This is a genomic window from Streptomyces cinnamoneus, from assembly GCF_014650495.1.
Classification (GTDB): Bacteria; Actinomycetota; Actinomycetes; order Streptomycetales; family Streptomycetaceae; genus Streptomyces; species Streptomyces cinnamoneus.
The window spans coordinates 40202-66533 of sequence record NZ_BMVB01000022.1 but is presented as its reverse complement, the minus strand read 5'-3'; the positions used below and the strand labels follow the sequence as shown (position 1 = coordinate 66533).

Below are 26332 nucleotides of genomic sequence, written 5' to 3'. Positions count from 1 at the left end.
CTCCCTTCCTACAGCGTTCGGGAGTGATGACCCTTGTAAGAGGCGAAGGTTCACCCCTTCGGGTAGATGCCACTCCGTGAGTGGCGCCGCGCCACCGGCCCTCGCTAACTTCAATGCCGCACCGCCAGAACGCCCGGCGCCAGCCGGAAGCGCATCGCGCGAGCGGACCAGCATCCTCCTGCCCTGGGAGAGGTGTGCTCGCGTCAGGGAGACAAGCCACCGGCACGTACCGGCGAGGCGGGCGTACTCATCCCACCCCACTCGGGAGCTGCCGCATGTCATCCGTCAGCCTCTGCCCGCTGTCCACCCCGGCCTCGCAGGAGCCGGCCGATCACCTCCCTCACCCCGTCCCCCTCCGCGACCCGGAGAGCCTCGCCTACAGCTACGCCATCCCCGGCGAACCGCACGCAGCGGCCGTGGCGAGGCGGCACGTGCACACCGCGCTCCGGGCGCACGGTCTCAACGGACTGGAGGTACCGGCCCTGCATGTCGTGGGCGAACTGGTCGCATGCGCCGCACTGTTCGAGCCCGGAAAGATCCTGTACCTGACCCTCGGCTGGAAGGACGACGGCATCCGCATCGTCCTGTGGGACCCGCACACGAACCACGCCGATCCGGACTACAGCGCCCAGTGCACGGCGCGGCGGAACAAGATGCTCTACGTCCTGGCCTGTGTCGTGCACGAGTGCGGCGGCAGCTGGGGGATCGACAAGCCTGCGCCGATGCGGGAGGGCACCAGGGTGTGGGTGAACATCCCGCGGGAAGGCGGTGCCTGGTTCTCCTAGTGACCCGCTTGCCGGAGAGCGATATCCCGTCGCCTGTCGGCCCAGGCGTAGGTGGGGTTGAGTTCGAGGGCGGCGGTCAGGTCGGCGACGGCCTCGTCGTAACGGCCCGCCTGCCGGTGAGCTTCTCCCCGGGAGGCGAGGGCCCAGGCGTAGGCGGGCCTGAGGGCGAGGGCAGCGGTGTAGTCGGCAATGGCCTGCTCGCAGTCGCCCGCCCGCTGGTGGGCTTCTCCCCGGGAGGCGAGGGCCCAGGCGTAGGCGGGCCTGAGGGCGAGGGCGGCGGTGTAGTCGGCGATGGCCTGGTCCAAGCGGCCGGCCTGTTGGTGGGCCGCTCCGCGGGAGCCCAGGGCCCAGGCATAGGCGGGGTTGAGTTCGAGGGCTGCGTCGAAGTCGGCGATGGCCCGGTCGATACGACCGGCCTGCCGGTGGGCGTCCCCGCGGGAGCCCAGAGCCCATGCTGCGTCATCGTGGTCGAGATCCAGGGCGGCGGTGAGGTCGGCGACGGCTTGGTCGAGGCGGCCTGCCTGCCGGTGGGCCTCCCCGCGGTGCGCCAGGGCGGAGGCGTTGCGCGGATCGATGGCCAGGGCACGGTCGAGTTCGGCTACGGCTTCGTCGTCGCGGTCGGCGTAGTAGAGGTGCCGACCGCGGTAGGTATGGGCCCAGGCCCTGGCGGCGGTGTCGAGACGGCCGTGGGCCAGCAGAGCGTCCAGGGAGGCCAGGGCGGGATCGTCGTCCGTGGTGGCGCTCTGGAGGCGGTCGGCCCAGGAGGAGAGCGCGGGGTCGGTGGTGTCGTGGGCCGCTTGGCCAAGGACGTCCGTCCATTGCCGCAAGGTCGCCGTGTCGTGTCCGGCGGCGTGGACGGCTTGTGCCAGAGCGGCCGGCAGCTGGGCGGCGGGGTGTGCGCACAGCCGGTGGTAGATCTCGTCCAGGTGGTGCCGGCGCCACCGGGGATCGGACCACCGCTTGGCCGGGGGGAGGCCCCGCTCGGCGGTGGCGCGCCAGGCGGCGTGGGCGTCGGCGAGCCGCAGGTGCGCCGTCGTCCAGCGCTGCGGGGAGTGGGTGCGCTGCTGGCGGACCATGCTCGCGCGCACCACCGCGTGGTACTGCTTGAAGTCGCCGCGGCCGCTCACGAACGGCTGCCCGCACAGCCATCCCCACAGCCCGCGCGCTTGCTGCGGCGCGGCGGCGGCGAAGACGTCCTCGTTCAGCTGCGGCGCCAGCGCGCAGGCCAGCACGGCCTCCCGCTGCTGCGGGTCGCCGATCCACTGCACGAAACGTTCGACCGCCACGTCCACCACGTCCCCGCCCGCGTGCACGTCCTTGGCATCTGCGGGTCGGGCGAGCGCAAGGAGGTCGACGAGCAGCGGCAGTCCCATCGACAGGTGGAGTACGGCCTCCACCACTCCCGGCTCCGTCACGCCCCGCGCGGCCAACAGCACCCGCGCCTCTCCCGGGGTGAACCCCTCCAGTGGCACGTCCACCACGAGCGCCCGCCACGGTGCCCATTCCCGTTCCGCGAGTTCGTCCCGCCCGGCCAGCACCACCATCACGTTGACCGGCAGCGGCCCGAACCCGTCCTGCAGCAGATTCCGCAGCCATTCGTCCAAGTAGCGGCCGGTCTGCTCCCAGGTGTCGAAGAACAACACCACCCACGTGTGCTTGCGGCACAGCCGGACCAGCTCGGAGACGAACGCACGGCTCAGCCCGGTCGCGTCACCCTCGCGGGTCCGGCGGGCTCGGGCCCGGGCACCGGCCCGGAGCCGGTCCAGGCCCGCAGCGGCGGTGTCCGGGTTCACCATCGCGGTCACCACACCGGCGCCCGGGATCAGCGATGCTGCCCCCAGCGCAGTCTGTGCGGCCACCCGACTCGGGACCGACGGTTCACGGCCCTCCCTGAGCGCCGGATCGGCGGCCGCCTCCTGCTCCCGGCGGTACTGTTCGACCGCCCGGTCGAACTCCTTGAGCGGGTCGGCAGCCTGCTGGGCCAACTGCCGCGCCAGGTCCACCAATGCCTGGTGCACGCCGTGGACATCGTTTTCGTCCAACACCGCGGTTACCGCACCCGCCCGCCGGGCGGCCTCCTGCCACTGCCGCAACAGCGTGGACTTGCCCACCCCGCCCACGCCGCGCACATGGAAGAGGAACTCGGCCGGATCCACCTCGGACGTCGCGTCCTTCGCCAGGTTCTCCGCGAACAACGACAGCTGCGCACTGCGGCCCACGAACTGCGCCCGCATGCGCTGCCGGACCAGCGCACCGCGCGTACGGCCCTGAGGTTCAGCCCCCGACATGCCGTCACCCCCGATCGGCTCCGTCCCCACGGACTTGGGTCCCGGCTCCGCCAGCAGTATGCCGCCCCAGGTACGCGGCACAACCGGTCGCGCCCGTCGCTGATCCCGGGGAGGATGGGCCTGCCCGGGGGAGAGGCAGGTGAGCGGTGAGGGAGGCGGGACATGAGGGGCGGGCTCGTCGTGGGGACGGCGGCGTTCAGCGTGTTCATGGGGGCGGCGGGGGCGGGGGCCGTGGAGAGGGCGGACGGTGCGGTGCCGTACCGGACGGCGCCGGGAGCGACGGCCGTGCAGGGCTCGGTGAGCAGCGCGGACGGACCGTCGCTGAAGGCCGGCGGTGTGTATACGGACAGCCTCAAGCCGGGCGAGAGGAAGTACTACACCGTTGAGCTGGACGCACAGTCCAGTGCGTACGTCTCCGCCGTCGCCGCCCCGGCGCCCGGCAGTTCGATGGGGCTGAAGGACGGCATCGACGTCTCCTTGCAGGCGGCGGACGGGGCGTCGTGCGGTACCGGGCGGCACCGGTCGTTCCTGTCGGCCGGAGGTGCCTATCCGGTGGCCGACTACGCCGAGCGCATCGTGAAGGCCGGCGGGGCGTGCGGGGCGGCAGGGACGTACCGGTTCGTGGTCGAGCGGGGGGACGCGGGCGGGGGCGACGGGGCGCCGGTGCCGGTGGAGCTGAAGTACGTGACGGAGCCGCCGCAGAGAGGCGAGAACGACGGTCCGACGGTGCCCGGGAGCTGGAGTTCGCAGGCGCCGTCCGAGCTGCCGCGGGGGGAGGCCGAGCGGGTGGTGGGCGGGACCGGGTTCAACGACGCCGCCGAGCTGCGGGCCGGGGTGTGGAAGGACGAGCTCAGGCCGGGGGAGACCCACTTCTACCGCGTCTCGGTCGATGCCGGTGAACAGCTCTTCGCCGACGCCGAGTTCGGTGCCGCGCCCGCGCCCGGGCCGTTCGTGGTGAGCGGGGTGCGGGTGGGGCTCAGCAATGCGGCACGGGGGTACGTGATGAACAAAACCGGCCCTTACCAGGGCAAGGCCGCGACCGTCTCCCTGGCCACGCCCCCGGCCGCGTACGGCAGTGGCACCGGCGGCGAGGCGGCGCGCGGCATGCGCTTCGCCGGCTGGTACTACCTGCAGGTCAGCCTGAACCCGAAGGTGCGGCAGGCCGGCGGGGTGCCCGTGACGCTGAGGGTCGAGGTCGCGGGTGCGCGCAAGGCGGACCAGGGGGCCGGGGCCGGGAAGGCGCAGAACGGCGTCGGCGGCGAGCTCGTGGCGGCGGCCGGGAGCAGCGGCCGGCAGAACGGGCGGATGCGGATGCTGGGGTACGCGGGCATCGGCACCGGATCGGCGCTGCTGGTGGGGCTGGGGACCTGGACGTTCATCGCCCGGCGTCGGGACAGCTGATGCCGCTTCCCGGCAACCCACCTTGCGGCGTTCCGCTGCCCGGCGCTCCGCCTCCCGGCGTGATCTCGACGCGCGTCCCGGGGCGCAGCCCCCACTCGGCCATGCGCCCCGCCTCCGCCTCCAGTACGTGCCGCGCCCGCACCCGCGGCAGGCCCAGGCGGCCGGGGGGCATGGTCCGTACGGCCAGGGCGACGAAGTCACGGCTCAGGTAGGCGACATCGAGGGGGAAGCGCATCCCGAAGGTGTGGACGCTGCCGGCCGGGGTGAGGAGCAGCGCGCCCTGCACGCCGTCGCGGCCGAGGAGGCCGCGCGTGCGGGCCCGGTACGAGGCCGCGATCTCGATCGGGACCACCGGTCCGCCGATGATGCGGAGTTGGGCCTCTCCATCCGTCCACCTGGGCATACGGCACTTTATCCACAGGCCCGAGCGGAGCGGGGCGATCGTCCGTAATCTCGGGGCATGTACTCGCTGTTGATCGTCGCTGCCGCTCTGTACGGCGCCGTGGCAGGGGTGTTGGTGCCGCGCGCCCGGTACCGGCTCGCGGTGGAGCCGGAGGAGGGGTGGCGGGACGCCGGGCCGTGCGGACATGCGGTCGGGAGATGGGTCGGGCCGGCGCGGTGCGCCGTGTGCGGAGGGAGGTACGGGCCGGGGGCGCTGTGGCCGGCCGCGGTGACGGCCGTGGTGTGCGGCGGGCTCGCGATGGCGGTGGGGGTGCGGCCCGAGCTCGCGGTATGGCTGGCGGTGACGCCGGTGTGCGTGGTGCTGGCGGTGGTGGACTGGTCGGTGCGCCGGTTGCCGGACATCCTGACGGCGCCGCTGGCGGTGGGGGTGGCCGGCCTGCTGGGCGTGGCCGCGCTGATACCCGGGGCGGCGGGGTCGTGGCCGCGGGCCCTGCTGGGCGGGCTGGCGCTGAGCGGCGGCTATCTGGTGCTGCACCTGCTGCATCCGGCCGGGCTGGGGTTCGGCGATGTGAAGCTCGCGGTGGGGCTGGGGTGCGTACTCGGGTGGTACGGGTGGTGGGTGCTGGCCCTGGGTGCCTTCGCCGGACTGCTGCTCGGGTCGGTCTACGGGACGGGCGTGCTGCTCGCCCGGCGGGTGGCGGTGATGCCACTGGGGCCGTTCATGATCGCGGGGGCATGGCTGGGCGTACTGGGGGGAGCGTATTGGACCGGGTGATCCAAAAGCTGTTACGGTCGTTTCCATGGCCCGACCGAGGAAGTTCGACGAGGAACAGGCGGTGGACGCCGCGCTGGAGGCGTTCTGGACCACCGGGTACGAGGCGACCTCGACACAGGAGTTGTGCGAGGCCACCGGCCTGGGCCGCAGCAGCATCTACAACACCTTTCACAGCAAGCGCGATCTCTTCCGACGGGCCCTCGCCCTGTACATCGACCGCAGGACGGGCGAGCTGACCGAGCTGCTCGACACCGATCTGACGATCCACGCCAAGATCGGCACCTTGCTGGAGCGCGTCGTCGCCGAGGAGAGTGAGCACGACCGGGGCTGTTTCTTCGTCAACAGCGCCATCGAGCTTGCCGATCGCGATGCCGAGGTGGCGCAGGAGCTGGAGCGGGACTACCGGCGCCGGCTGGACGCCCTCACCGCGGCCATCGAGTCCGGCCGGCGGGACGGTGACGTCGACCGTGCCAAGGACGCCCGCGCGCTGGCCCACTTCGTGATCGCGACGATCGGCGGCATCCGGGTCTCGGCCCGGGCCGGCGCCGACCGTGCCGCCCTGGAGAGCGTCGCCCGCACCGCGCTCACCGCGCTCTGACCCGTCGCACCCCGGCGCCCGGGCGTGAGGGGCCCGGCGCGCGGGGCCCTTCCACGCCCGCGCCCATTCATGCCCAGCCATGCCCGTGTTTTGAACCAATCGATACAAAACAAGGAGATCCATGCCCCGCGCCGTCTATGTGCTGGCCCTTGGCGTGTTCGCCATGGTGACCAGCGAGTTCGTCGTGGCCGGCCTGATGCCGCAGATGGCCGACGGCCTGGACGTCGGCATTCCGGACATCGGCTATCTGATCACCGCCTTCGCGGTGGCCATGGCCTTCGGCGGGCCGTTCCTGACCGTGGCCGTGCTGAAGCTGCGCCCGAAGCCGGCCCTGACGGCGCTGTTCGCGATCTTCCTCGCGGGCAACGTCCTCGCCGCCACCGCCTCCGACTACGCCGTCATGGTCGTGGCCCGCGTCGTCACCGGCGTCGCCTCACAGGCGTTCTTCGGGGTCGCCCTGTCGATCTGCGCCCAGCTCACGCGCCCGGAAGTGCGCGGCAGGTCCGTCGCCGTCGTCCTGAACGGGCTGATGCTCGGCACCCTGCTGGGTCTGCCGCTCTCCACGCTGATCGGAGAACATCTGGGCTGGCGCGCGGCCTTCTGGGCCATCGCCGCCCTGACGGTCGTCGCCGCACTGTGCACCGCCGCCGGGGTGCCGTCGCTGGAACACGCCGACGGCGGCGGTGGCCTCCGGCAGGAACTGGGCGTCTTCCGGAACCCGCGGCTGTGGCGGGTGCTCTCCACCAGCACCTGCGTCATCGGTGCGACCTTCTGCGCGTTCAGCTACCTCAACCCGATCCTCACCGAGGTCACCGGCTTCGCCCCCGGCACCGTCCCCCTGCTGCTCGTCGCCTACGGCGCCGCCACGGTGATCGGCAACTACGTCGTCGGGCGGCTCGCCGACCGGTACGCCGTGCCCGTACTTCTGTGCGGTCTGGTGCTGAACGTCCTGTTCCTCGCCGGATTCGCCCTGTTGGCCCATCGCGCCACGCCGGCCGTGGTGTTCATGTTGGGCATCGGTCTGGTCGGCGTGACCATGAATCCGGTCATGGTCACGCGCGTCCAGCGGACCGGCAACGCCCGGCCGCTGGTCAACACCATTCACTCGTCCTTCATCACCCTCGGCATCATCATCGGCTCCTCGCTCGGCGGTCTGACCATCGACCGGTTCGGCCTCCGCTCACCGCTCTGGCTCGGGGCCGTCATGGCGGTGGCGGGTGTCGCCACCCTGCTCCCCGACCTTCCGTTGCGCGGTCGCTCACGCCGCATAAGGGATGAAACGCAGGAAAAGCAGGCGATACGGGCATGATCGCTTCGGAGCGTCACTGATCGACGCACATGTGACGTCCATGACGTCGGGAATCACGTCAAGCCGATGATGACTTTGCAAGACGTTTCCAGAGAGCCCGGTAGGGATCATTCCGTTCAAGATCGGAATGGCTGGTTCTCCGCTGTGGGCCCAGCATTGAAGGGTTCCGCGGACCTCGAAGCCGCCCTGCGCACCGTGCCGTTCAAGATCAATTCAATGGCCACAAGTCAGCGCGCCACGCATTGTCACCCTCACCGATGCATGAAGCACGGCCCCGGACCGGTTATGGTGGAAACCCCCCCTCGGGCCGGTCCGTATCCCCCCCACGGACCGGCCCGTTTTCTTTCCCCCTTGTCACGCTCCGTGTCGAAGCGTGCGGGGATCGCGAGTTGATCGTGAAGACACGCCGGGCCCGGCCCGTGCCGGCCTTGAGTTGATCTAGGAATCTCCCCGCCGGGCCCAGATGTTGACGCCCTCCGTGCTGATCGCCAGGGCATCGATTTCGGCCAGCTCCGCCTTCTCCAGCGGCGGCGCGCCCAGCGCGGCGACGTTGGCCTCCAGCTGTGCCACGCTGGAGGCGCCGATCAGCGCCGACGTCATGCGCTCGTCCCGCAGCACCCAGCTCAGCGCCAGCTGCGCCAGCGACTGGCCCCGGCGCTGTGCGATCTCGTTCAGCCCGCGCAGCCGGCCGACGACCTCCTCGGTCAGCAGCGCCGGGTCCAGCGACGTCCCCCGGGAGGCCCGGGAGCCCTCCGGGATGCCGTGGAGGTACTTGTCGGTGAGCATCCCCTGCGCGAGCGGCGCGAAGGCGATGCAGCCCATGCCCTCGTCCTCCAGGGTGTCCAGCAGCGCGTCGTCCTCGGTCCAGCGGTTGATCATCGAGTAGGACGGCTGGTGGATGAGCGCGGGCACGCCCATCTCCCGCAGCAGGCGCGCGGCCTCCCGGGTCTGCTCGGAGCTGTACGACGACACGCCCGCGTACAGCGCCTTGCCCTGCTGGACGGCGGACGCCAGGGCGCCCATCGTCTCCTCCAGCGGCGTGTGCGGGTCGAAACGGTGCGAATAGAAGATGTCGACATAGTCGACGCCCATCCGGGCAAGCGAGGCGTCGAGGGACGACAGCAGGTACTTCCGCGAGCCCCATTCGCCGTACGGGCCGGGGTGCATCAGGTAGCCGGCCTTGGTCGAAAGGATGATTTCGTCCCGGTAGGGACGGAAATCCTGGGCCATCAGCTTGCCGAGGTTCAGTTCGGCGGAACCGGGCGGCGGGCCGTAGTTGTTGGCCAGGTCGAAGTGGGTGACCCCCAAGTCGAAGGCCCTGCGCAGGATGGCCCGCTGCGAGTCGAGGGTGCGGTCGTCGCCGAAGTTGTGCCACAGTCCCAGGGAGATGGCGGGCAGCTTGAGCCCGCTGCGGCCCGTACGCCGGTACTCCATGGAGTCGTAGCGCGTCCCGGCCGCGCGGTAGAGCGAAGGATCGGTCATGTGCTTCTGCCTATCACGCTCCTGTGACAGGCCGAGTTGGGTCCTCGCGACACGCTGGCAGTAGTGTGGCGCCTTCGGGGCGACCGCCGAGGCATGGAGGGGCAGGAAGAGTGAAGTTGCGCGACCTGGTGTACAGGCTCTACGCACGCCGGGTGGAAGGCCGCCTCGACCATGCCCAGGTGCCCAAGCACATCGGCGTCATCCTCGACGGCAATCGCCGCTGGGCCCGTGCCGACGGCCGCACGCTGGAGCAGGGCCATCAGGCCGGCGCCGACAAGATCTCCGAGCTCCTCGGCTGGTGCGCCGAGACCGACGTCGAGGTCGTCACGCTCTGGATGCTGTCCACGGACAACCTGGACCGCCCGGCGGACCAGCTCGGCCCGCTGCTCACCATCATCGAGAACACGGTGCGCGACCTGGCCGCCGACGGCCGCTGGCGCGTCCACCACGTCGGCACGCTCGACCTGCTGCCCGGCCGGACCCAGACCGTCCTGAAGGAAGCCGAGCAGGCCACGCTCGACGTCGACGGCATACTCGTCAACGTCGCCGTGGGCTACGGCGGCCGTCAGGAGATCGTCGACGCCGTGCGCTCCCTGGTCCTGGAGGCCGCGGACCACGGCGATTCCTTCGAGGAGCTGGCGGAGAAGGTCGACATCGACCACATCACCAAGCACCTCTACACGCGCGGCCAGCCCGACCCGGACCTCATCATCCGCACGAGCGGCGAGCAGCGGCTGTCCGGGTTCATGCTCTGGCAGAGCGCGCACTCCGAGTACTACTTCTGCGAGGTCTTCTGGCCCGCGTTCCGCAAGGTGGACTTCCTGCGGGCGCTGCGCGACTATGCGGCGCGCCATCGGCGGTACGGGAACTGACGGGGTCGCGCACGAGGGCGTTCCTGGCTGGGGGTGCGGGGGTCGTCCCCCGTAAGGCAGGGGCTGCGGGCGCTGCGCGACTATGCGGCGCGCCATCGGCGGTACGGGAACTGACGGGGTCGCGCGCGGGGGCCTTCCGGCTGGGGGTGCGGGGGTCGTCCCCCGTAAGGCAGGGGCTGCGGGCGCTGCGCGACTATGCGGCGCGCCATCGGCGGTACGGGAACTGACGGGCCGCGCACGAGGGCGTTCCTGGCTGGGGGTGCGGGGGGCGTCCCCCGTAAGGCAGGGGCTGCGGGCGCTGCGCGACTATGCGGCGCGCCACCGGCGGTACGGGAACTGACGGAACGCCCGTCCGGGCGAGGACGGGTTCGGCAGTACGAGCAACGGTGGAACAATCGTTCACCTGCTCGTCGCATATGCCGTTGCATGGGCAAGCGGTCCAGCGGGAATATCCCCTGCAGGCCGACGGTCGGAACTGGGACCGTCGCTCTGCCAGCGGGCGGCATGGGGCCGCCCGCCCGGGAGGCCCTTTGCACCAGGACGACGACCGGACGGACCGAGCGGACCCGGGGGCCCGCACGGCCGCCGCGGCGGGCCGGTCGACCGGTCACCCTGGAAGGGCCAGGACCCGGCCCGTTCCCCGCACCCCCGTTCCTCACAACGGCGGTGCGCCCTTACCTCTGCACGAGGGGGTTCGTCCACCCGTGGTGACCAGCAAGCAGCGCCGTGATGGCGACCGGCGCACCTATGTCCTCGACACCAGCGTCCTGCTGGCCGATCCAGGAGCCATGTCCCGCTTCGAGGAGCACGAGGTCGTGCTGCCCGTAGTGGTGGTCACGGAGTTGGAGGCCAAGCGGCACCACCCCGAGCTCGGCTACTTCGCCCGCAAGGCGCTGCGCCTGCTGGACGAGTACCGGGTGCAGTTCGGCCGGCTCGATGCCCCGCTCCCGATCGGCGAGCTCGGCGGCACGATCAGGGTGGAGCTGAACCACTCGGACCCGGGCATACTGCCCGCCGGCTTCCGCCTCGGTGACAACGACTCGCGCATCCTCGCGGTCGCCCGCAACCTCCAGGCCGAGGGGTACGACGTCACCGTCGTCTCCAAGGACCTGCCGCTGCGGATCAAGGCGTCGGCCGTCGGACTGCTGGCCGAGGAGTACCGCGCCGAGTGGGCCATCACCGACTCCGGCTGGACGGGCATGGCGGAGCTCACCGTCACCGCCGAGCAGGTGGACGAACTGTACGCGGCCGAGCGCGTGTACGTTCCCGCCGCCGCCGAACTCCCCGTGCACACCGGCCTGGTGCTGCAGTCCGAGCGCGGCAAGGCCCTGGGCCGGATGGCGGCGGACGGCTCGGTGCGGCTGGTGCGCGGCGACCGCGAGGCGTTCGGCATCCACGGGCGCAGCGCCGAACAGCGCGTGGCGCTGGACCTGCTGCTGGACCCCGACATCGGCATCGTCTCGATGGGCGGCCGTGCCGGCACGGGCAAGTCGGCGCTGGCGCTGTGCGCCGGCCTGGAGGCCGTGCTGGAGCGCCGGCAGCACCGCAAGGTGATGGTCTTCCGGCCGCTGTACGCCGTGGGCGGCCAGGAGTTGGGCTACCTGCCCGGCAGCGAGGCCGAGAAGATGAGCCCGTGGGCCCAGGCGGTCTTCGACACGCTGTCCGCGGTGACCACCGCCGAGGTCATCGAGGAGGTCGTGGGCCGCGGCATGCTGGAGGTCCTGCCGCTGACCCACATCCGCGGCCGGTCGCTGCACGACGCGTTCGTCATCGTCGACGAGGCGCAGTCGCTGGAGCGGAACGTCCTGCTCACGGTGTTGTCGCGGATCGGCGCCAACTCCCGGGTGGTGCTCACCCATGACGTGGCACAGCGGGACAATCTGCGCGTCGGGCGGTACGACGGCGTGGTCGCGGTCGTGGAGCGGCTCAAGGGCCACCCCCTCTTCTCGCACGTCACGCTCACGCGTTCCGAGCGTTCGCCCATTGCGGCGCTGGTGACCGAAATGCTGGAGGACGGCCGCATCTGAGGGTTCCCGGCCGTTACGTGACGGGGCGGCGCGCGGCAAAGCCAAGGAGCTTAGCCGCGCGCCGCCGTGCCGTGCCGACGTTTCCGTGAACGTGCAGGACTAAACGGACTGTGAGCTTTCACACGTGACCGGGAATTGCCTCGGAGCCTGGCGTTCGGGCAGAGTCTGCATCCTGTCAGGCCCCGCATACGGCACATGAGCCCCTCTGGGGGCGGTGCTTCACCAGCAAAACTGAACAGCGTCGCCGTATGCCGCCCGAGCACATGCGGACCTCCTTCGCGGGAGGGCCCACCGGGTCAGTGCCTCCAGTGACCGGCCGGTCCGTTCGCGGGCCGGTGCAATCGGAGGCCAGTGCCAGGGGCACGATCGCGTCCGCGAGGTCACCTATGCGGGCGATGCTGGAAGGAAACCGTGTGAGCCGGATTTCGGTCCGGGGATTCGCCGTGGCTTCTGCCACCGCGGTCACCACCGTAGGCGCCGTCGTGGGTGTCGCTGCGGGCAACGAGCAGGCCACGACCGACCGGGTCGAGGCAACCGCTGCCGACGCGACGCTTCTCGCGGACATCCCCGCAGGACAGAACGTCCAGGCCCAGACCGCTTCCCTCACGCAGCAGGCCGACACGCAGGCCCAGGCCGCCGACGCCGCCGCGAAGAAGGACGCCGAGGAGTCTGCGCGCAAGCAGGCTGCCGAGGACGCCACCGCGAAGAAGGAAGCCGCGGAGGCCGAGGCCAAGAAGAAGGAGGCCGAGGACAAGGCCAAGGAGCGCGAGAAGGAAGACGACGTCGCCAGCCGTTCGGCCACGCGCGACTCCTCCTCTTTCGCGGTCAAGGGTTCGTACTCGGTCGCCGAGGTCAAGGCCATGGCCCGGCAGATGATCCCCTCCGACCAGTTCCAGTGCTTCAGCAACATCGTGAACAACGAGAGCACCTGGGACTACACCGCCACGAACCCCTCCTCGGGTGCGTACGGCCTGGTCCAGGCGCTGCCCGGCACCAAGATGTCCTCCGCGGGCGCCGACTGGCGGACCAACCCGGCCACGCAGATCAAGTGGGGCCTCAGCTACATGAACGAGCGCTACGGCAGCCCCTGTGGCGCCTGGTCGTTCTGGCAGGCCAACCAGTGGTACTAGGCGGTACCGCCTGAGCTCCATTGCTCCGTACAGCTGTCGAAGCCCCCGTCCGAACCGGCCGGGGGCTTCGTCGTGTCCTGATACAGGTAACGTCGACGCGGATGGTCACGGGGGAGTGGGGGTAGAGGAAGAAAAATGTCCAGATTGCCACAATGGGTCGGCGGCCTCGGCAAGGGGCTGATACGGCTCGCCGACCGGCTCGACGCCCGCAAGGCGGGTGCGGAGCCGGAGAGCGGGTCCAGACCCGTGCCCGAGCCCACGCCCACACGTCCGCACGTCCCCGCGCCCGACCCGGCTCCGGCCGCCGTGCCCGCACCCGAGACCGTCACCCCACCGCCCGGTGGCGCAGCCGCGCGGCAGGACCCGGTCGCCGCCGTCCCCTGGGGGATGCGCGTCGCGGCCGAGGTCAGCTGGCGGCTGCTGGTGCTGGCCGGCACCCTGTGGGTGCTGATGCGGGTGATCAGCGCCGTGCGGCTGGTGGTGCTGGCCTTCGTCGCCGGCCTGCTCATCACCGCCCTGCTGCAGCCGACGGTCGGCTGGCTGAAGCGACGCGGCGTGCCGCGTGGCGTCGCCACGGCCATGACCTTCGTCTCCGGCTTCGTCGTCATGGGCCTGGTCGGCTGGTTCGTGGTGTGGCAGGTCACGGAGAACCTCGACGACCTGTCCAAGCAGGTCCAGCACGGCATCTCGGAGCTGAAGCGCTGGCTGCTCAACAGCCCGTTCCACGTCACCGAGGACCAGATCAACAACATCGCCGACAAGCTCAGCGAGGCGATCGGCACCAACACCAAGGACATCACCACCGCCGGCATAGAGGGCGTCCAGGTGATCATCGAGGTGCTGACGGGCATCCTGCTCGCGATGTTCAGCACGCTCTTCCTGCTCTACGACGGCCCCCGCATCTGGCAGTGGCTGCTCAGGCTGGTGCCGGTCGCGGCCCGCCAGGGCGTGGCGGGCGCGGGCCCGCGCGCCTGGACGACGCTGACGGCGTACGTGCGGGGCACGGTGATAGTGGCCCTCATCGACGCGATCTTCATCGGCATCGGGCTGTTCTTCCTCGACGTGCCCATGGCCGTGCCGCTGGCCGTCTTCATCTTCCTGTTCGCCTTCATCCCGCTGGTCGGTGCGGTGGTCTCCGGCGCGCTGGCGGTCGTCGTGGCGCTGGTGACGCGGGACGTGTTCACGGCGGCGATGGTGCTGATCGTGGTGCTCGCGGTGCAGCAGATCGAGGGCCACGTCCTGCAGCCCTTCATCCTGGGCCGTGCCGTGCGCGTCCACCCGCTGGCCGTGGTGCTCGCGGTGGCCGCCGGCTCGATGGTCGCCGGCATCGGCGGCGCGGTGGTCGCGGTGCCGCTCGTGGCGGTGACCAACACGGTCGTCGGCTACCTCCACGCATACGCGAAGGAGAACGCGGCCCGCACCCGCCCGGACACACCCCCGGAGGAGACCCCGGCCACCCCGGCCGTGCCCCCGCCTCCTGCGTGACGCGCTCCGCGTGACGTGCTCCGCGTGACGTGCGCGCACACATGACGAAGCGGGCCCCGACCTTCGAAAGGTCGGGGCCCGCTTCGTTGGCTTCAGCCGGGAATCAGCCGTTCAGTACGGCCTCGGCGTCCAGGGTGGCGCCGACGGCCTGCAGGACCGAGGCGATCTTGAACGCTTCCTGGATGGTCTCGCGCTCCACGCCGGCCTTGCGCAGCACCTGCTCGTGGGAGTCGAGGCACATGCCGCAGCCGTTGATGGCGGAGACGGCCAGGGACCACAGCTCGAAGTCGACCTTCTCCACGCCCGGGTTGCCGATGACGTTCATCCGCAGGCCCGCGCGCAGGTTGCCGTACTCCGGGTCCGACAGCAGGTGCCGGGTGCGGTAGTAGACGTTGTTCATCGCCATGATCGCGGCGGCGGCCTTGGCGGCCGTGTACGCCTCGGGCGACAGGTTGGCCTTGGCCTCGGGCTCCAGCTCGCGCAGCACGATCGGCGAACGGGTCGCGATCGCGCAGGAGAGCACGGTGCCCCACAGCTGCTGCTGGGGAAGGTCGGAGTTGCCGATGACCGAGCCGAGGTTCAGCTTCAGGTCCTTGGCGTAGTCCGGTATGGCGGACTTCAGCTCATCGAGGGCCATGGGGGATCAGCTCACTCGCCCGCGAGGAGCTTGACGGCGTCGAGGGTGTCCTCGCCCTTGTTCCAGTTGCAGGGGCACAGCTCGTCCGTCTGCAGGGCGTCGAGGACCCGCAGGACCTCCTTGGGGTTACGGCCGACGGAGCCGGCGGTCACCATGACGAACTGGATCTCGTTGTTCGGGTCCACGATGAAGACGGCGCGCTGGGCGTAGCCGTCCTCGCCCTCGACGCCGCAGGCGGCCATGAGCTCGTGCTTGGCGTCGGCCAGCATCGGGAAGGGCAGGTCACGCAGGTCGGCGTGGTCCTTGCGCCAGGCGTGGTGCACGAACTCGGAGTCGCCGGAGACACCGAGGATCTGGGCGTCACGGTCGGCGAACTCGTCGTTCAGCTTGCCGAAGGCCGCGATCTCGGTCGGGCACACGAAGGTGAAGTCCTTGGGCCAGAAGAAGACGACCTTCCACTTGCCCTCGTAGGTCTTGTGGTCGATCTGCGCGAAAGCCTTGTCCGCGTCGAGGTCCACACAGGCGGTCAGGTCGAACTCGGGGAACTTGTCACCGACAGTGAGCACGCGCTCTCCTTGCAACGGGAAATCCCCGTTTGCGGGGTTTCCTGCGGGTTGGACGAGGACAACCCTGCCACAGGAGGCATTGATAGCGGAAATAGCTAGACTGGGTTGTGTTGATCGGAGGTAGTTATCAATGTCGTCCATACCCCTGGCGCGGCCCCGCCAGCCCAGCCTTGCTCAGCTGCGTGCGTTCGCCGCCGTGGCCGAGCACCTCCACTTCCGGGACGCCGCCGGCGCCATCGGGATGAGCCAGCCCGCCCTGTCGGGGGCCGTCTCGGCGCTGGAGGAGCTGCTCGGAATTCAGCTTCTTGAGCGTACGACGAGAAAGGTGCTGCTCAGTCCCGCGGGTGAGCGGCTCGCCGCCCGGGCCCGCACCGTCCTGGAGGCGGTCGGTGACTTCATGGAGGAGGCCGACGCGGCCCGTGCGCCCTTCACGGGCGTGCTGCGGCTCGGCGTCATCCCCACCGTCGCGCCCTACCTGCTGCCCACCGTCCTGCGCCTGGTCCACGACTCCTACCCGGACCTCGACCTCCAGGTCCACGAGGAGCAGACCTCCTCGCTGCTCGACGGCCTCGGCCAGGGCCGGCTCGACCTGCTGCTGCTCGCCGTGCCGCTGGGTGCGCCCGGCGTAGCCGAACTGCCGCTGTTCGAAGAGGACTTCGTCCTCGTCACGCCCTGCGACCACTGGCTGGCCGGACGCAGCGACATCCCGCGCGACGCCCTGCGCGAGCTGGACCTGCTGCTGCTCGACGAGGGGCACTGCCTGCGCGACCAGGCCCTCGACATCTGCCGCGAGGTGGGGCGCACGGAAGGGGCGCCGATGACCACGAGCGCCGCCGGGCTGTCCACGCTCGTGCAGCTGGTCGGCGGCGGCCTCGGCGTCACCCTGCTGCCGCGCACTGCTCTGCGCGTGGAGACCGGCCGCAGCGACCGGCTCGCCACCGGCTACTTCGCCGAGCCGGCGCCGTCGCGCAGGATCGCCCTGGCCATGCGGTCGGGTGCGGCGCGGCAGGGCGAGTTCGAGCAGTTCGCGGACGCGCTGCGGAAGGAGCTGCGAAAGCTGCCGGTGCGCATCGTCACCGGCTGACTGCGCCGACTCCGCCGCCTCCGCCGCCTCCGCGCGTAAGGGGCGCCGTCCATGGGCGGCGCCCCTTACTTACCCTTGTGCGGACGGGAGTTACTCCGCCCGCAGCCCCTCCGGGCGCATCATGCGCCCCGCGCGGCGCGTCGCGCTCGCCGCGCAGGTGGACGGTACCGATCGCCTGCCGGACGCCCGGGACCGCGCGGAACTTCGGCACAGGCCAGACCGCCCAGCAGGGCCGGCTCGGGACGCATCGGGTCGCCCCCTGGTGCCCGCCGAAGGCCCTGATGCGTGCGGCCCCGTCCGGCTCGTGCTCGTTGCGGAGGGTGAGCGTGTCGCTGCCGGCGTCGTAGACGAGCTCGTCGGGGCCGGCCAGCCCCTTCTCACCGATGGTGCCCACGATGCGGCCGGGCAGCCGCTCGTGCAGCAGCCGGCCGCCGCCGGAGTCGAGGCCGCGGCAGCCGGGGGAGGGGCCGGGGCCTACTCCTGCGGATCCCGCTTCGGCGGGCGGCCCCGGCGGCGGATGGCGCCCGCGTCGCCCGGCAGCCGGCCGGCGTCCGCCAGCGCTTTCCGCAGCAGGAACTCGATCTGCGCGTTCGCGCTGCGCAGCTCCTCGCCGGCCCAGCGGGCCAGGGCGTCGTGGACGAGCGGGTCGAGCCGCAGCAGCACCTGTTTGCGCTGCTGCGGCCGCCGGGGACGGTCCTCCGTCACTGGTAGAGGGTGCCGGTGTTCAGGACGGGCTGGGCGGCCCGGTCACCGCACAGCACCACCATCAGATTGCTGACCATGGCCGCCTTCCGCTCCTCGTCCAGCTCCACGAAGCCCTGCTCGTTGATCCGCTCCAGTGCCTGCTCCACCATGCCGACCGCGCCCTCGACGATCAACTGGCGCGCCGCCACGACCGCGCCGGCCTGCTGGCGCTGCAGCATCGCGGAGGCGATCTCGGGCGCGTAGGCCAGGTGCGTGAAGCGCGACTCGATGATGCGCACGCCGGCCGCCGCGACCCGCTCGTGCAGCTCGGCGGCGAGCTTCTCGGTGATCTCCTCGGCGTTGCCGCGCAGCGAGAGGGCGTCCTCGTCGTGCGCGTCGTAGGGGTACTCGATGGCGATGTGCCGCACGGCCGCCTCGGTCTGGGTGGCGACGAACTCCTGGAAGTCCTCCACCTCGAACATCGCCTGCGCGGTGTCCTCCACCCGCCACACCACGACCGCCGCCAGCTCGATGGGGTTGCCGTAGGCGTCGTTGACCTTCAGGACGGCGGTCTCGTGGTTGCGGACCCGGGTGGAGATCTTCTCGCGGCTGGTGAAGGGGTTCACCCAGCGCAGGCCCTCGGTGCGGATGGTGCCGCGGTAGCGGCCGAAGAGCTGCACGACCTGTGCCTGACCCGGCGCCACGGTGTTCAGCCCGCACATCGCGATGATCGCGGCGAGGGCGACGACGATGCCGACGGGGATGAGGGCGACGGAGGCCGGCTTGCCGAGCACGGCCCCGGCGACGACCAGGCCGGCGCCGCCGAGCAGGCCCACCAGGCCGAGCAGAAGGGCGAGCCCGCCGCCGATGTCGCTGGCGGGGAGCTCACGGACCGGCGGCCGCGACGACGTGTCCGGCGTGATGGCTGGTGCGGTGCCCGCGGTGGTGTCGGACATGGGATTCCCCCTGTTTCTGCTGCGGTGCGCGGCGGTCGCCGCACCCCCGAACGCTGTCTATCAAAGTGATAGCACATTATTGCCCTGTACGGTTTCCCGCACTGCGTCGTCCCCGGTTCCCGCCGACCGGGGTGCTGTATGTCACGTCCGTTATTGCCGTGATCGATGGGCGTTTGGCGGCAGATGCGGTGTTAGCTTCGTGAGCTGGGTTGGGGGCGGACGGACTGGAGCTACGGGAGAGATGGGCCGAGCGGACGCGCGACGAGCGCAGAAGAAGGGCAGTCGCCCTGCAGAGGGTGGCGGGAAGCCCAAGAAGAAGGGCATACGCCGGTTCTTCACCTGGAAGTTGCTGCTGGCCTACTTCCTGGGTGCGATAGCCCTGGGAATGGGTGCGTTCTACGCGCTGTACCTGTACGTGGACGTACCCGGTAAGGGCAACGAAGCGGCGAAGGCGCAGAGCAACGTCTACAAGAACCAGAAGGGCGAGATCATCGCCCGCCTCGGCGAGGTCAACCGCGAGGAAGTCCCGCTGACGAAGGTCCCCCAGGACGTCCAGCGTGCCGTCGTCGCCGCCGAGAACAAGAACTTCTGGACCGACCCGGGCGTCGACCTCAAGGGCACCGCGCGCGGCATCCTCAACACCGTGATGGGCCGCGGCAAGCAGGGTGGTTCGACGATCACCCAGCAGTACGTCAAGAACTACTACCTGGACCAGCGTCAGACCGTCAGCCGCAAGGTGAAGGAACTGATCATCTCGCTGAAGGTCCAGGACGAGAAGCCGAAGGAAGAGATCCTCGCCGGCTATCTGAACACCAGTTACTTCGGCCGCAACGCCTCCGGCATCCAGGCCGCCGCCCGCGCCTACTACGGCAAGGACGTCGAAAAGATCACACTGGAGGAGGGCGCCTACCTGGCCGCGCTCCTGCAGGCGCCGAGCCAGTACGACTGGGCGTCGGCCTCCGAGGCCGGCAAGCGCAACGTCGAGGCCCGCTGGAACTACGTCCTCGACAAGATGGTCGAGCAGAAGTGGCTCGACCCGGCCAAGCGCCAGTCGATGAAGTTCCAGCCGCCCGGCCAGCCGAAGCCCCCGCAGGGTCTCACCGGCCAGAACGGCTACCTGGTCCAGGCCGCCCGCCAGGAGATGATCCGCGACCTCAAGCGCCAGGGACGCCCGGAGGGCGACTTCGCGGCCGGCGGCTGGACGATCACCCTCAGCATCGACCCGAAGAAGCAGGCGGCGCTGGAGAAGGCCGTCAAGAAGCAGCTGACCGACGACCTGGACCCGAAGGCCCGTGAGGTCGACGGCCACGTCCAGCCCGGCGCCGTGTCCGTGGACGTGAAGACCGGTCAGGTCGTCGCGATGTACGGCGGCCAGGACTTCATCAAGCACCAGACCAACAACGCCACCCGCGGGGACTACCAGCCGGCCTCCACGTTCAAGCCGCTGATCCTCGCCTCGGCCCTGCAGAACGGGTCCAAGACCCAGGACCGCAAGCCGATCACGTCCTCCACCCTCTACGACGGCACCGACAAGCGGCCCGTGGTGGACAAGGGCTCCCCGGTCGGCTTCGCCCCGGAGAACGAGGACGGCTACTCGGAGACCCCGGTCACCGTCCAGAAGGCCATGAACAAGTCGGTCAACTCCGTCTTCGCGCAGATGGCCGTCGACGTCGGTCTCGCCAAGGTCAAGAAGACCGCCGTCGAGCTGGGCATGAAGGGCGACTTCGAGGAGGTTCCCTCGCTGTCGCTGGGCTCCATGGGCGCGAGCCCGCTGGAGATGGCGGGCGTCTACGCGACCCTCGACAACCACGGCAAGAAGATCAACCCCAGCATCATCAAGTCCGTGTCCTGGAAGGGCGAGGCGTACAAGCTCCCCAACCCGGTCACCGACGAGCGCGTGGTCTCCCGCAACACCGCCGACGGCGTCACCGGCGTCATGACGGGTGTGGTCGACGACGGTACGGCCCATGTCGTGGCCAGCTCCCAGTACCAGGTCGCGGGCAAGACCGGTACCTCCGACGACGACAAGTCCGCCTGGTTCACCGGCTACACCCCGGGCCTCGTCACCTCCGTCGGCGTGTTCGGCGAGGGCCCCGGCGGCAAGCAGGTGACCCTGCAGAACACCGGCGGCAACGGTCGTGTCAACGGTGGTTCGTACCCGGCCCACATCTGGGCCTCGTACATGTCCTCCGTCTTCGACGACGACGAGGACAAGTCCAAGTTCGACCTGGACACCGAGGACGGCTTCGTGCCGCCGGAGGCCCCGGCCGGCACCCCGTCGGCGGGCCCGTCGGGCGGCGCCTCCCGCGGCCCGTCGTCCTCGCCGTCGACGCGCTCGCAGTCGCCCTCGACGCCCTCGACGCCCTCCACGCGGCAGAGCACGTCGGGCAAGCCCACCCCGCCCACGAACAAGCCGACCCCGCCGGTCCCGCCCACACCGCCCAATCCGACCAACACGGGCACCACGGGCGACGCCGGCAACCGCCCCAACGGCGGCAGGCTGTCGTAGGGCCCCGGCCCGGCGAACACCGGCACCACGAAGAACCGGCCGCCCTCCCCACGAAGGGGAGGGCGGCCGGTTCCGTTCGTCCGCGCCGCGCCGCGGGCCCTCAGCGCCCCTGGGGCGGTAAGGCCAGCTCGAACCACACGACCTTGCCCGTGCTCAGCCGCGTGGCACCCCAGCGCCGGGCCAGCTTGTTCACCAGGTACAGACCCCGGCCGCCCTCGTCCGAGGGGCGGGCCTGGCGCAGCCGTGGCAGCTGCGGCACGTCGTCGCCGACCTCGCAGCGCAGCACGTCGGTGCGCAGCAGCCGCAGCGTGATCGGCCGCTCGGCGTACCGCACCGCATTGGTGATGACCTCGCTGACCAGCAGCTCCACGCTGTCCGTCAGCTCCTCCAGGCCCCAGCGCGTCAGCGCCCGCCGGGCCAGCCGGCGCGCCTGGCGGGCCGTCTGCGGCCGCGGGTCCAGGAACCAGTACGCGACGTCGCTCGGCGCGATGCCCTCGAAGCGGGCCGCCAGCAGGGCGATGTCGTCGTCCCGGTCGCCGGGGCCGAGCATGCCCAGCACCTCGTCGCACAGCGGCTCCAGCGGAGGCGGTTTGGGGCCGGTCAGCCGGGCGGTGTCGATCAGCCGCTCACGCAGCTGCTCTATGCCCGTCCAGACGTCCCGTATCCGCGACTCCACCAGGCCGTCGGTGTAGAGCAGCAGCGTCGCCCCGGCGGGCGCGTCCAGCTCCACGGCCTCGAAGTCCACGCCGCCCACGCCGATCGGCGCGCCCGGCGGCACCCGCAGCACCTCGGCCCGGCCGCCCCGGTGCAGCAGCACGGGCGGCGGATGACCGGCGTTGGCGATCACGATGCGGTGGGCGACCGGGTCGTACACCGCGTACAGGCAGGTGGCCATGCGGTCGCTGCCCAGGCGCTGCGCCTGCTCGTCCAGGTGGTGCAGCACCTCCTGCGGTGGCAGGTCCAGGCCGGCCAGGGTCTGCGCGGTCGTCCGCAGCTGGCCCATGATCGCGGCGGAGGTCATGGAGTGCCCCATGACGTCGCCGACGACCAGCGCCACCCGGTTGCCCGGCAGCGGGATCGCGTCGTACCAGTCACCGCCCACCCGGGCGGTCTCGGCGGCCGGCAGGTAGCGGCTGGCGAGCCGCACGCCCGTGGGCTGCGGCAGGGAGTCGGGGAGCATGGTGCGCTGCAGCTCGTCCGCGATGTAGACCTCGCGGCCGTAGAGCACGGCCTTGTCCACGCCGAGGGCGGTGTGCGTGGCCAGCTGGGCGGCGACGAGCAGGTCGTCGCTCTCGAAGGCGGGCCGGTCCAGGCGGCGGATGAACACCGCCGCGCCGATCACCCGGCGCCGGCCGCGCAGCGGCGCCAGGATCGTGCGGTGCTGCTCCGGTACGTGCCGGCCTTCGCCGAGCAGCTCCGGCAGGGCCGCCCGCGCGGCTGCGGAGTCCCCGAAGACGGGCCGGACTCCCCGCAGCACCTCCGCGAGCGGCCCGCCTATGCGCACCTCGCACCGCTCCGCGGCCTCGACGGCCAGCTCGGGCCCGGGGTCGGGCCGCTCCTGCGGGCCGTCGGCGTCGTCCAGGCCGCGCACGTACTCGGGCAGCCGGTCCGTGCGCCGCAGCCGCAGCACCACGGGTCCCACGGGCCGCTCGTCGCCCACGGGAAGCGGGTCGCGCAGGTAGACGAGGATCGCGTCGGCGAACGTGGGCACGGTCGCCCGGCACAGCCCGAGCACGATCTCGTCCAGGTCGATGCCCCGCGCGATGCGCCGGGTCGCGGCGCCGACGAAGCGCAGCCGCTCCCCGCCGTGGCCGCCGTGCGGCGGCGGGGCGTCGCCGCCGGCACGGGCTCCGGCGCGCGGGCCGGGACCGGCACCGCCGCCGACGCCGTCCGCCGCGTTCACCGGCTCCGCCACGTTCACCGGATGCGCCGTGTCCACCGGCTCCGCGGGGTTCACCGGAGGCTCGGCGTTCACCGGATGCGCCGCGCAGCCCCCGTCCGCGGGACGGGCACCGGGCGGGACGTGCGCCCCGGACTCCCCGGCCGCCGCGGGTGCCCGGCCCGGCCGTGCCGGCTCCTCAGCGGCCCCGGCCGGGGCATGGGGTCCGTCGTCCCCGGGCAGGGCGGAGCGCGGCTCCTCGCGGGGCGTCTCGCCGGCCCGCCGGGCCGGCCGGTGCGCGGGAGCGGCCGGCTCGCCCGCCGTGCCCTCCGCCTGCCGGGGCAGCCGCGCGGCGACGCCGGGCACGTCCGTGCCGGAGCGCGGCGCGGCGGTGCGCTGTCTTCCGTGGGAGTTGGGATGCTCCGTCACGCGTGGGGTTCCATCCGTCGGGGCCGTGCGCACACACGCGGTCAGGCGCGGCGCAGGTTGAGGAAGAGCTGGATCTCGGGTGGTACGTCCGTACTCGCCGGGGCGTACGCCAGCGAGCTCTCCCCGGCGATGTCGAATCCCGCGTCGCGCACGACCTGGCGCAATTCGTCCCGCAGGTAACCCGATACCCGGATCGTGCTGCCCAGGAACGGGATCGCGTAGTCGTCCACGTCCGCCTCGACCATCGAGAGCGCCAGCAGCCCCCCGGGTCTGAGCAGGTCGTGCAGCATCCGCAGCGCGTGCGGGATCTCCGGACGCGGCAGCATCAGCAGGGCGAAGAAGGCGGTGATGCCGTCGAAGGTGCCCAGGTGACCGTCGCGCAGACCGGCGAGGTCGCCCAGGTGGAAGGTGGCCTCCGGCACGTGGTGGCGGGCCAGGTCCAGCATGCCGGGGGAGAGGTCGTTGCCGACGACCGTGTGGCCGGCCTCCACGAGCTGACGGGCGGTCGGCAGACCGGTGCCGCAGCCGACGTCGAGGATGCGGGAGCCGGGCGGCAGCGCGGCGGACAGCCAGGCGCCGGCCGCGAGCTGGCCCTCCTTGTGCGGGAACGCCTCGTCGTAGCGGTCGCCGATGGCGTCGAACGCCTCGGCCTGGCCGCTGCGGTCCAGCCCTAAGAGGGCGTAACCGTCGTAGTCCCGCTGATCGTCACCGCTCACGGCTCCGCCCTTCCTGTGACTGTGACTGTCCTTCATCGTGCCGTGCTGTGCAGTATCGCGGAGGCCGATCCTACGGTTGTCCGGCGGGGGACCGGCAAGCGGTTGGCGCCCCCGTTCACGCCCCGATGCGCGCCGGCGTGCGGTCCCAGTCGTCGGGCAGCGCCGGCACCGTCCACGCCGGGTCGGGCCGCCAGCTCTCCCAGCCGTCGGTGAAGGGCGCGCCCCAGCGCTCGATCAGCTCGACGGCGGCGCGCCCGGCGGCCCGCACGTCCTCGGCCTGGGCGGCGGTCATCAGGCCGGCCTGCTGTGCCTGCGCGAACTCGTCCTCGTCCTTCCACTCCCAACTGCGGTCGGGGTAGACGGCGATGTCCAGGAAGTGGTCCTCGGAGTCGACGCCGCCGGCCCAGCGCACGAGCGGTTCCTCAAGGTTCACGTACCAGTTCCTGAAGCGCCAGTCGAGGTCCCAGAAGAGCCAGACCGACCAGGGTTCGCCGGGCCGCGCGAGCTTGAGCACGCCGGGCCCGAACCAGCGGGTGACCTCGGTGGTCCGGGGCTTGGTGTAGCGCGTGGCGAGGGGCTCGCGGTGGACGGGAGTGCCGTCGGCGAGCAGCGGTTTGACGCAGTCGGTGCCCGGGGCCATCCAGACGGCGAGCAGCTCGCGGGTGTCCTGCACGACGGTGACGGGGCGGCAGATGTGGATGCTGCGCGCGGAACGGGGCCGGGCGTTGCCGCGGTAGCGCCAGAGGATGTGGTCCCCCGGAGCCCAGTGCTCGCCTGCCGCCGTTCCTGTCGAATCCCTCGTCTCCGCTGCCATGCGCAGATCTTAGGTGCCCGTGTCACGGATGCGCCGTGACGTGCGCCGCAAAGGTACGGTCCAGCGGCGCACGCCGGGGGTCACGGACGCGTCATGCGCAGGACGTCCAGGGCCTCGTCGAGCTGCTCCCGCGTCAGCAGCCCACGGTCCACGTAACCCGATTCGAGGACCACCTCACGGATCGTCTTCCGCTCGGCGAGGGACCTCTTGGCCACCTTCGCGGCCTCCTCGTAGCCGATGTAACGGTTCAGCGGGGTGACGACGGACGGCGAGGACTCCGCGTACTCGCGGGCCCGTTCGGCGTTGGCGGTGATGCCGTCGACGGTGCGGTCCGCCAGCAGCCGGGAGGCGTTGGCGAGCAGCCGCACGGACTCCAGGAGGTTCTTCGCCATCACCGGCAGCATCACGTTGAGCTCGAAGTTGCCGGCGGCGCCCGCGGTGGCGACCGTCGCGTCGTTGCCCGTGACCTGCGCGGCGACCATCAGCACGGCCTCGCAGATGACCGGGTTGACCTTGCCCGGCATGATCGAGGAGCCCGGCTGGAGGTCGGGCAGGTTGATCTCGGCGAGGCCGGTGCGCGGGCCGGAGCCCATCCAGCGCAGATCGTTGGCGATCTTGGTGAGGCCGACGGCGATGGTGCGCAGCTGCCCGCTGGTCTCCACCAGCCCGTCGCGCGCGCCCTGCGCCTCGAAGTGGTCGCGGGCCTCGGTCAGCGGCAGCCCGGTGGCCCGTGCGACCTCGGCGATGACGGCGGCGGAGAAGCCGGGCGGGGTGTTGATGCCCGTGCCCACGGCCGTTCCGCCCAGGGGCAGTTCGGCGAGCCGGGGCAGGGAGGCGCGCAACCGCTCGATGCCGTAGCGGACCTGGGCGGCGTAGCCGCCGAACTCCTGGCCCAGGGTCACGGGCGTGGCGTCCATCAGGTGCGTACGGCCGGACTTGACGACCTCCGCGAACTCCCCGGCCTTGCGCTCCAGGGCCGCCGCCAGGTGCTCCAGCGCCGGGACCAGGTCACCGGTGACGGCGGCGGTGGCCGCGATGTGGATGGAGGACGGGAAGACGTCGTTGGACGACTGGCTGGCGTTGACGTGGTCGTTGGGGTGGACCGGGCGGCCCAGGCGCTCGGTGGCCAGGGTGGCGATGACCTCGTTGGCATTCATGTTCGAGGACGTGCCCGAGCCGGTCTGGAAGACGTCGACGGGGAAGTGGTCGTCCCAGCGGCCCTCGACGACCTCGCCCGCCGCGGCGACGACGGCGGCCGCCACATCCTCGTCGAGCACGCCCAGGCCCGCGTTCACCGTCGCCGCGGCGGCCTTGATGTGGCCCAGCGCCGCGATGTGCGCGCGCTCCAGGCGCTGCCCGCTGATGGGGAAGTTCTCCACCGCCCGCTGGGTCTGTGCACGCCACTTGGCGTGGCCCGGGACGCGCACCTCCCCCATCGAATCGTGTTCGATCCGGTCCTGCCCACTCTCGGTCATCGTTTTCTACCTCCTGACAAACACAGCGT

22 protein-coding genes are annotated in these 26332 nt (G+C 71.4%); 11 read left to right on the top strand and 11 right to left on the bottom strand.

The features are described 5' to 3' along the window. Positions 1–275: 275 nt before the first annotated feature. A complete protein-coding gene (locus IE182_RS25195; protein WP_190112217.1) occupies positions 276–785 on the top strand; it encodes an ATP-binding protein in 510 nt (169 codons plus the stop codon). Here the strand turns inward: IE182_RS25195 and IE182_RS25190 are convergent. After that, on the bottom strand, positions 782–3073 hold the full coding sequence (locus IE182_RS25190) for a tetratricopeptide repeat protein (RefSeq protein WP_190112216.1): 2292 nt from the start codon (positions 3071–3073) through the stop codon (positions 782–784). The genes IE182_RS25195 and IE182_RS25190 overlap by 4 nt on opposite strands. A 162-nt stretch (positions 3074–3235) precedes the next feature. On the opposite strand from IE182_RS25190, the gene IE182_RS25185 reads away from it, so the two are divergent. Further along, positions 3236–4474, top strand: coding sequence for a hypothetical protein (locus tag IE182_RS25185; RefSeq protein WP_190112215.1), 1239 nt, complete (start codon positions 3236–3238; stop codon positions 4472–4474). Here the strand turns inward: IE182_RS25185 and IE182_RS25180 are convergent. Continuing rightward, on the bottom strand, positions 4449–4877 hold the full coding sequence (locus IE182_RS25180; protein WP_190112214.1) for a DUF192 domain-containing protein: 429 nt from the start codon (positions 4875–4877) through the stop codon (positions 4449–4451). The genes IE182_RS25185 and IE182_RS25180 overlap by 26 nt on opposite strands. Before the next feature lie 57 nt (positions 4878–4934). Here IE182_RS25180 and IE182_RS25175 point away from each other — a divergent pair, with 57 nt between their 5' ends. The 3 genes from IE182_RS25175 (at position 4935) to IE182_RS25165 (ending at position 7558) form a co-directional block, all read left to right on the top strand. Continuing rightward, on the top strand, positions 4935–5651 hold the full coding sequence (locus IE182_RS25175) for a prepilin peptidase (protein WP_190112213.1): 717 nt from the start codon (positions 4935–4937) through the stop codon (positions 5649–5651). A 25-nt stretch (positions 5652–5676) separates the two neighbouring features. Further along, positions 5677–6249 (top strand): TetR/AcrR family transcriptional regulator, encoded by a 573-nt coding sequence (locus tag IE182_RS25170; protein ID WP_190112212.1) that lies wholly within the window; start codon positions 5677–5679, stop codon positions 6247–6249. 121 nt (positions 6250–6370) lie between these two features. After that, complete coding sequence (locus tag IE182_RS25165) at positions 6371–7558, top strand: MFS transporter (RefSeq protein ID WP_190112211.1); 1188 nt, start codon at positions 6371–6373, stop codon at positions 7556–7558. 438 nt (positions 7559–7996) lie between these two features. Here the strand turns inward: IE182_RS25165 and mgrA are convergent, their stop codons facing one another. After that, on the bottom strand, positions 7997–9040 hold the full coding sequence (mgrA, locus tag IE182_RS25160; RefSeq protein ID WP_190112210.1) for an L-glyceraldehyde 3-phosphate reductase: 1044 nt from the start codon (positions 9038–9040) through the stop codon (positions 7997–7999). Between the two features lie 110 nt (positions 9041–9150). Here mgrA and IE182_RS25155 point away from each other — a divergent pair, with 110 nt between their 5' ends. The 4 genes from IE182_RS25155 (at position 9151) to IE182_RS25140 (ending at position 14554) form a co-directional block, all read left to right on the top strand. Then, the gene (locus IE182_RS25155; RefSeq protein ID WP_190112209.1) at positions 9151–9912 is read left to right on the top strand and encodes an isoprenyl transferase; all 762 of its coding nucleotides are present in this window, start codon (positions 9151–9153) and stop codon (positions 9910–9912) included. A gap of 704 nt (positions 9913–10616) precedes the next feature. After that, positions 10617–11939 (top strand): RNA 5'-3' helicase PhoH2, encoded by a 1323-nt coding sequence (phoH2, locus tag IE182_RS25150; RefSeq protein ID WP_190112208.1) that lies wholly within the window; start codon positions 10617–10619, stop codon positions 11937–11939. A 413-nt stretch (positions 11940–12352) separates the two neighbouring features. After that, positions 12353–13069, top strand: coding sequence for an aggregation-promoting factor C-terminal-like domain-containing protein (locus tag IE182_RS25145; RefSeq protein ID WP_506417123.1), 717 nt, complete (start codon positions 12353–12355; stop codon positions 13067–13069). 135 nt (positions 13070–13204) lie between these two features. After that, positions 13205–14554, top strand: coding sequence for an AI-2E family transporter (locus IE182_RS25140; protein WP_190112206.1), 1350 nt, complete (start codon positions 13205–13207; stop codon positions 14552–14554). Between the two features lie 103 nt (positions 14555–14657). Here IE182_RS25140 and IE182_RS25135 read toward each other — a convergent pair whose 3' ends face one another. After that, on the bottom strand, positions 14658–15191 hold the full coding sequence (locus IE182_RS25135) for an alkyl hydroperoxide reductase (protein WP_071965633.1): 534 nt from the start codon (positions 15189–15191) through the stop codon (positions 14658–14660). An 11-nt stretch (positions 15192–15202) separates the two neighbouring features. Continuing rightward, complete coding sequence (locus IE182_RS25130) at positions 15203–15757, bottom strand: peroxiredoxin (RefSeq protein WP_190112205.1); 555 nt, start codon at positions 15755–15757, stop codon at positions 15203–15205. 130 nt (positions 15758–15887) lie between these two features. Here IE182_RS25130 and IE182_RS25125 point away from each other — a divergent pair, with 130 nt between their 5' ends. Further along, on the top strand, positions 15888–16841 hold the full coding sequence (locus tag IE182_RS25125) for a LysR substrate-binding domain-containing protein (RefSeq protein ID WP_190112204.1): 954 nt from the start codon (positions 15888–15890) through the stop codon (positions 16839–16841). 474 nt (positions 16842–17315) lie between these two features. Here IE182_RS25125 and IE182_RS25120 read toward each other — a convergent pair whose 3' ends face one another. Both IE182_RS25120 and IE182_RS25115 read right to left on the bottom strand, forming a co-directional pair. Further along, complete coding sequence (locus IE182_RS25120) at positions 17316–17546, bottom strand: type II toxin-antitoxin system antitoxin (protein ID WP_190112203.1); 231 nt, start codon at positions 17544–17546, stop codon at positions 17316–17318. Beyond that, positions 17543–18481 (bottom strand): SPFH domain-containing protein, encoded by a 939-nt coding sequence (locus IE182_RS25115; RefSeq protein WP_190112202.1) that lies wholly within the window; start codon positions 18479–18481, stop codon positions 17543–17545. The genes IE182_RS25120 and IE182_RS25115 overlap by 4 nt, the downstream gene beginning before the upstream one ends. 241 nt (positions 18482–18722) lie before the next feature. Between IE182_RS25115 and IE182_RS25110 the strand changes: the two genes are divergently transcribed. Next, the gene (locus tag IE182_RS25110; RefSeq protein ID WP_190112201.1) at positions 18723–20990 is read left to right on the top strand and encodes a transglycosylase domain-containing protein; all 2268 of its coding nucleotides are present in this window, start codon (positions 18723–18725) and stop codon (positions 20988–20990) included. A gap of 100 nt (positions 20991–21090) precedes the next feature. Here IE182_RS25110 and IE182_RS25105 read toward each other — a convergent pair whose 3' ends face one another. The 4 genes from IE182_RS25105 to IE182_RS25090 all read right to left on the bottom strand — a co-directional run bounded on the left by IE182_RS25105 (position 21091) and on the right by IE182_RS25090 (position 26303). Further along, complete coding sequence (locus IE182_RS25105) at positions 21091–23298, bottom strand: SpoIIE family protein phosphatase (protein ID WP_229845087.1); 2208 nt, start codon at positions 23296–23298, stop codon at positions 21091–21093. A gap of 41 nt (positions 23299–23339) precedes the next feature. Further along, positions 23340–24050 carry a class I SAM-dependent DNA methyltransferase gene (locus IE182_RS25100; protein ID WP_190112200.1) on the bottom strand — a complete coding sequence of 237 codons (711 nt, stop codon included), beginning with the start codon at positions 24048–24050 and terminating at the stop codon, positions 23340–23342. 79 nt (positions 24051–24129) lie between these two features. Beyond that, positions 24130–24828 (bottom strand): cytidylyl-2-hydroxypropylphosphonate hydrolase, encoded by a 699-nt coding sequence (gene fomD, locus IE182_RS25095; protein ID WP_190112199.1) that lies wholly within the window; start codon positions 24826–24828, stop codon positions 24130–24132. An 80-nt stretch (positions 24829–24908) separates the two neighbouring features. Beyond that, positions 24909–26303, bottom strand: a complete 1395-nt coding sequence (locus tag IE182_RS25090) for a class II fumarate hydratase (protein WP_190112198.1) — start codon at positions 26301–26303, stop codon at positions 24909–24911. Between the last annotated feature and the right edge of the window lie 29 nt (positions 26304–26332).

Excerpts from the sequence above, each read along its gene's own strand:
- IE182_RS25195 (WP_190112217.1), top strand. The coding sequence starts at position 276 with ATGTCATCCGTCAGCCTCTGCCCGCTGTCCACCCCGGCCTCGCAGGAG.
- IE182_RS25190 (WP_190112216.1), bottom strand. The coding sequence starts at position 3,073 with ATGTCGGGGGCTGAACCTCAGGGCCGTACGCGCGGTGCGCTGGTCCGG.
- IE182_RS25185 (WP_190112215.1), top strand. The coding sequence starts at position 3,236 with ATGAGGGGCGGGCTCGTCGTGGGGACGGCGGCGTTCAGCGTGTTCATG.
- IE182_RS25180 (WP_190112214.1), bottom strand. The coding sequence starts at position 4,877 with ATGCCCAGGTGGACGGATGGAGAGGCCCAACTCCGCATCATCGGCGGA.
- IE182_RS25175 (WP_190112213.1), top strand. The coding sequence starts at position 4,935 with ATGTACTCGCTGTTGATCGTCGCTGCCGCTCTGTACGGCGCCGTGGCA.
- IE182_RS25170 (WP_190112212.1), top strand. The coding sequence starts at position 5,677 with ATGGCCCGACCGAGGAAGTTCGACGAGGAACAGGCGGTGGACGCCGCG.
- IE182_RS25165 (WP_190112211.1), top strand. The coding sequence starts at position 6,371 with ATGCCCCGCGCCGTCTATGTGCTGGCCCTTGGCGTGTTCGCCATGGTG.
- mgrA (WP_190112210.1), bottom strand. The coding sequence starts at position 9,040 with ATGACCGATCCTTCGCTCTACCGCGCGGCCGGGACGCGCTACGACTCC.
- IE182_RS25140 (WP_190112206.1), top strand. The coding sequence starts at position 13,205 with ATGTCCAGATTGCCACAATGGGTCGGCGGCCTCGGCAAGGGGCTGATA.
- IE182_RS25135 (WP_071965633.1), bottom strand. The coding sequence starts at position 15,191 with ATGGCCCTCGATGAGCTGAAGTCCGCCATACCGGACTACGCCAAGGAC.
- IE182_RS25125 (WP_190112204.1), top strand. The coding sequence starts at position 15,888 with ATGTCGTCCATACCCCTGGCGCGGCCCCGCCAGCCCAGCCTTGCTCAG.
- IE182_RS25115 (WP_190112202.1), bottom strand. The coding sequence starts at position 18,481 with ATGTCCGACACCACCGCGGGCACCGCACCAGCCATCACGCCGGACACG.
- IE182_RS25110 (WP_190112201.1), top strand. The coding sequence starts at position 18,723 with ATGGGCCGAGCGGACGCGCGACGAGCGCAGAAGAAGGGCAGTCGCCCT.
- IE182_RS25100 (WP_190112200.1), bottom strand. The coding sequence starts at position 24,050 with ATGAAGGACAGTCACAGTCACAGGAAGGGCGGAGCCGTGAGCGGTGAC.
- fomD (WP_190112199.1), bottom strand. The coding sequence starts at position 24,828 with ATGGCAGCGGAGACGAGGGATTCGACAGGAACGGCGGCAGGCGAGCAC.
- IE182_RS25090 (WP_190112198.1), bottom strand. The coding sequence starts at position 26,303 with ATGACCGAGAGTGGGCAGGACCGGATCGAACACGATTCGATGGGGGAG.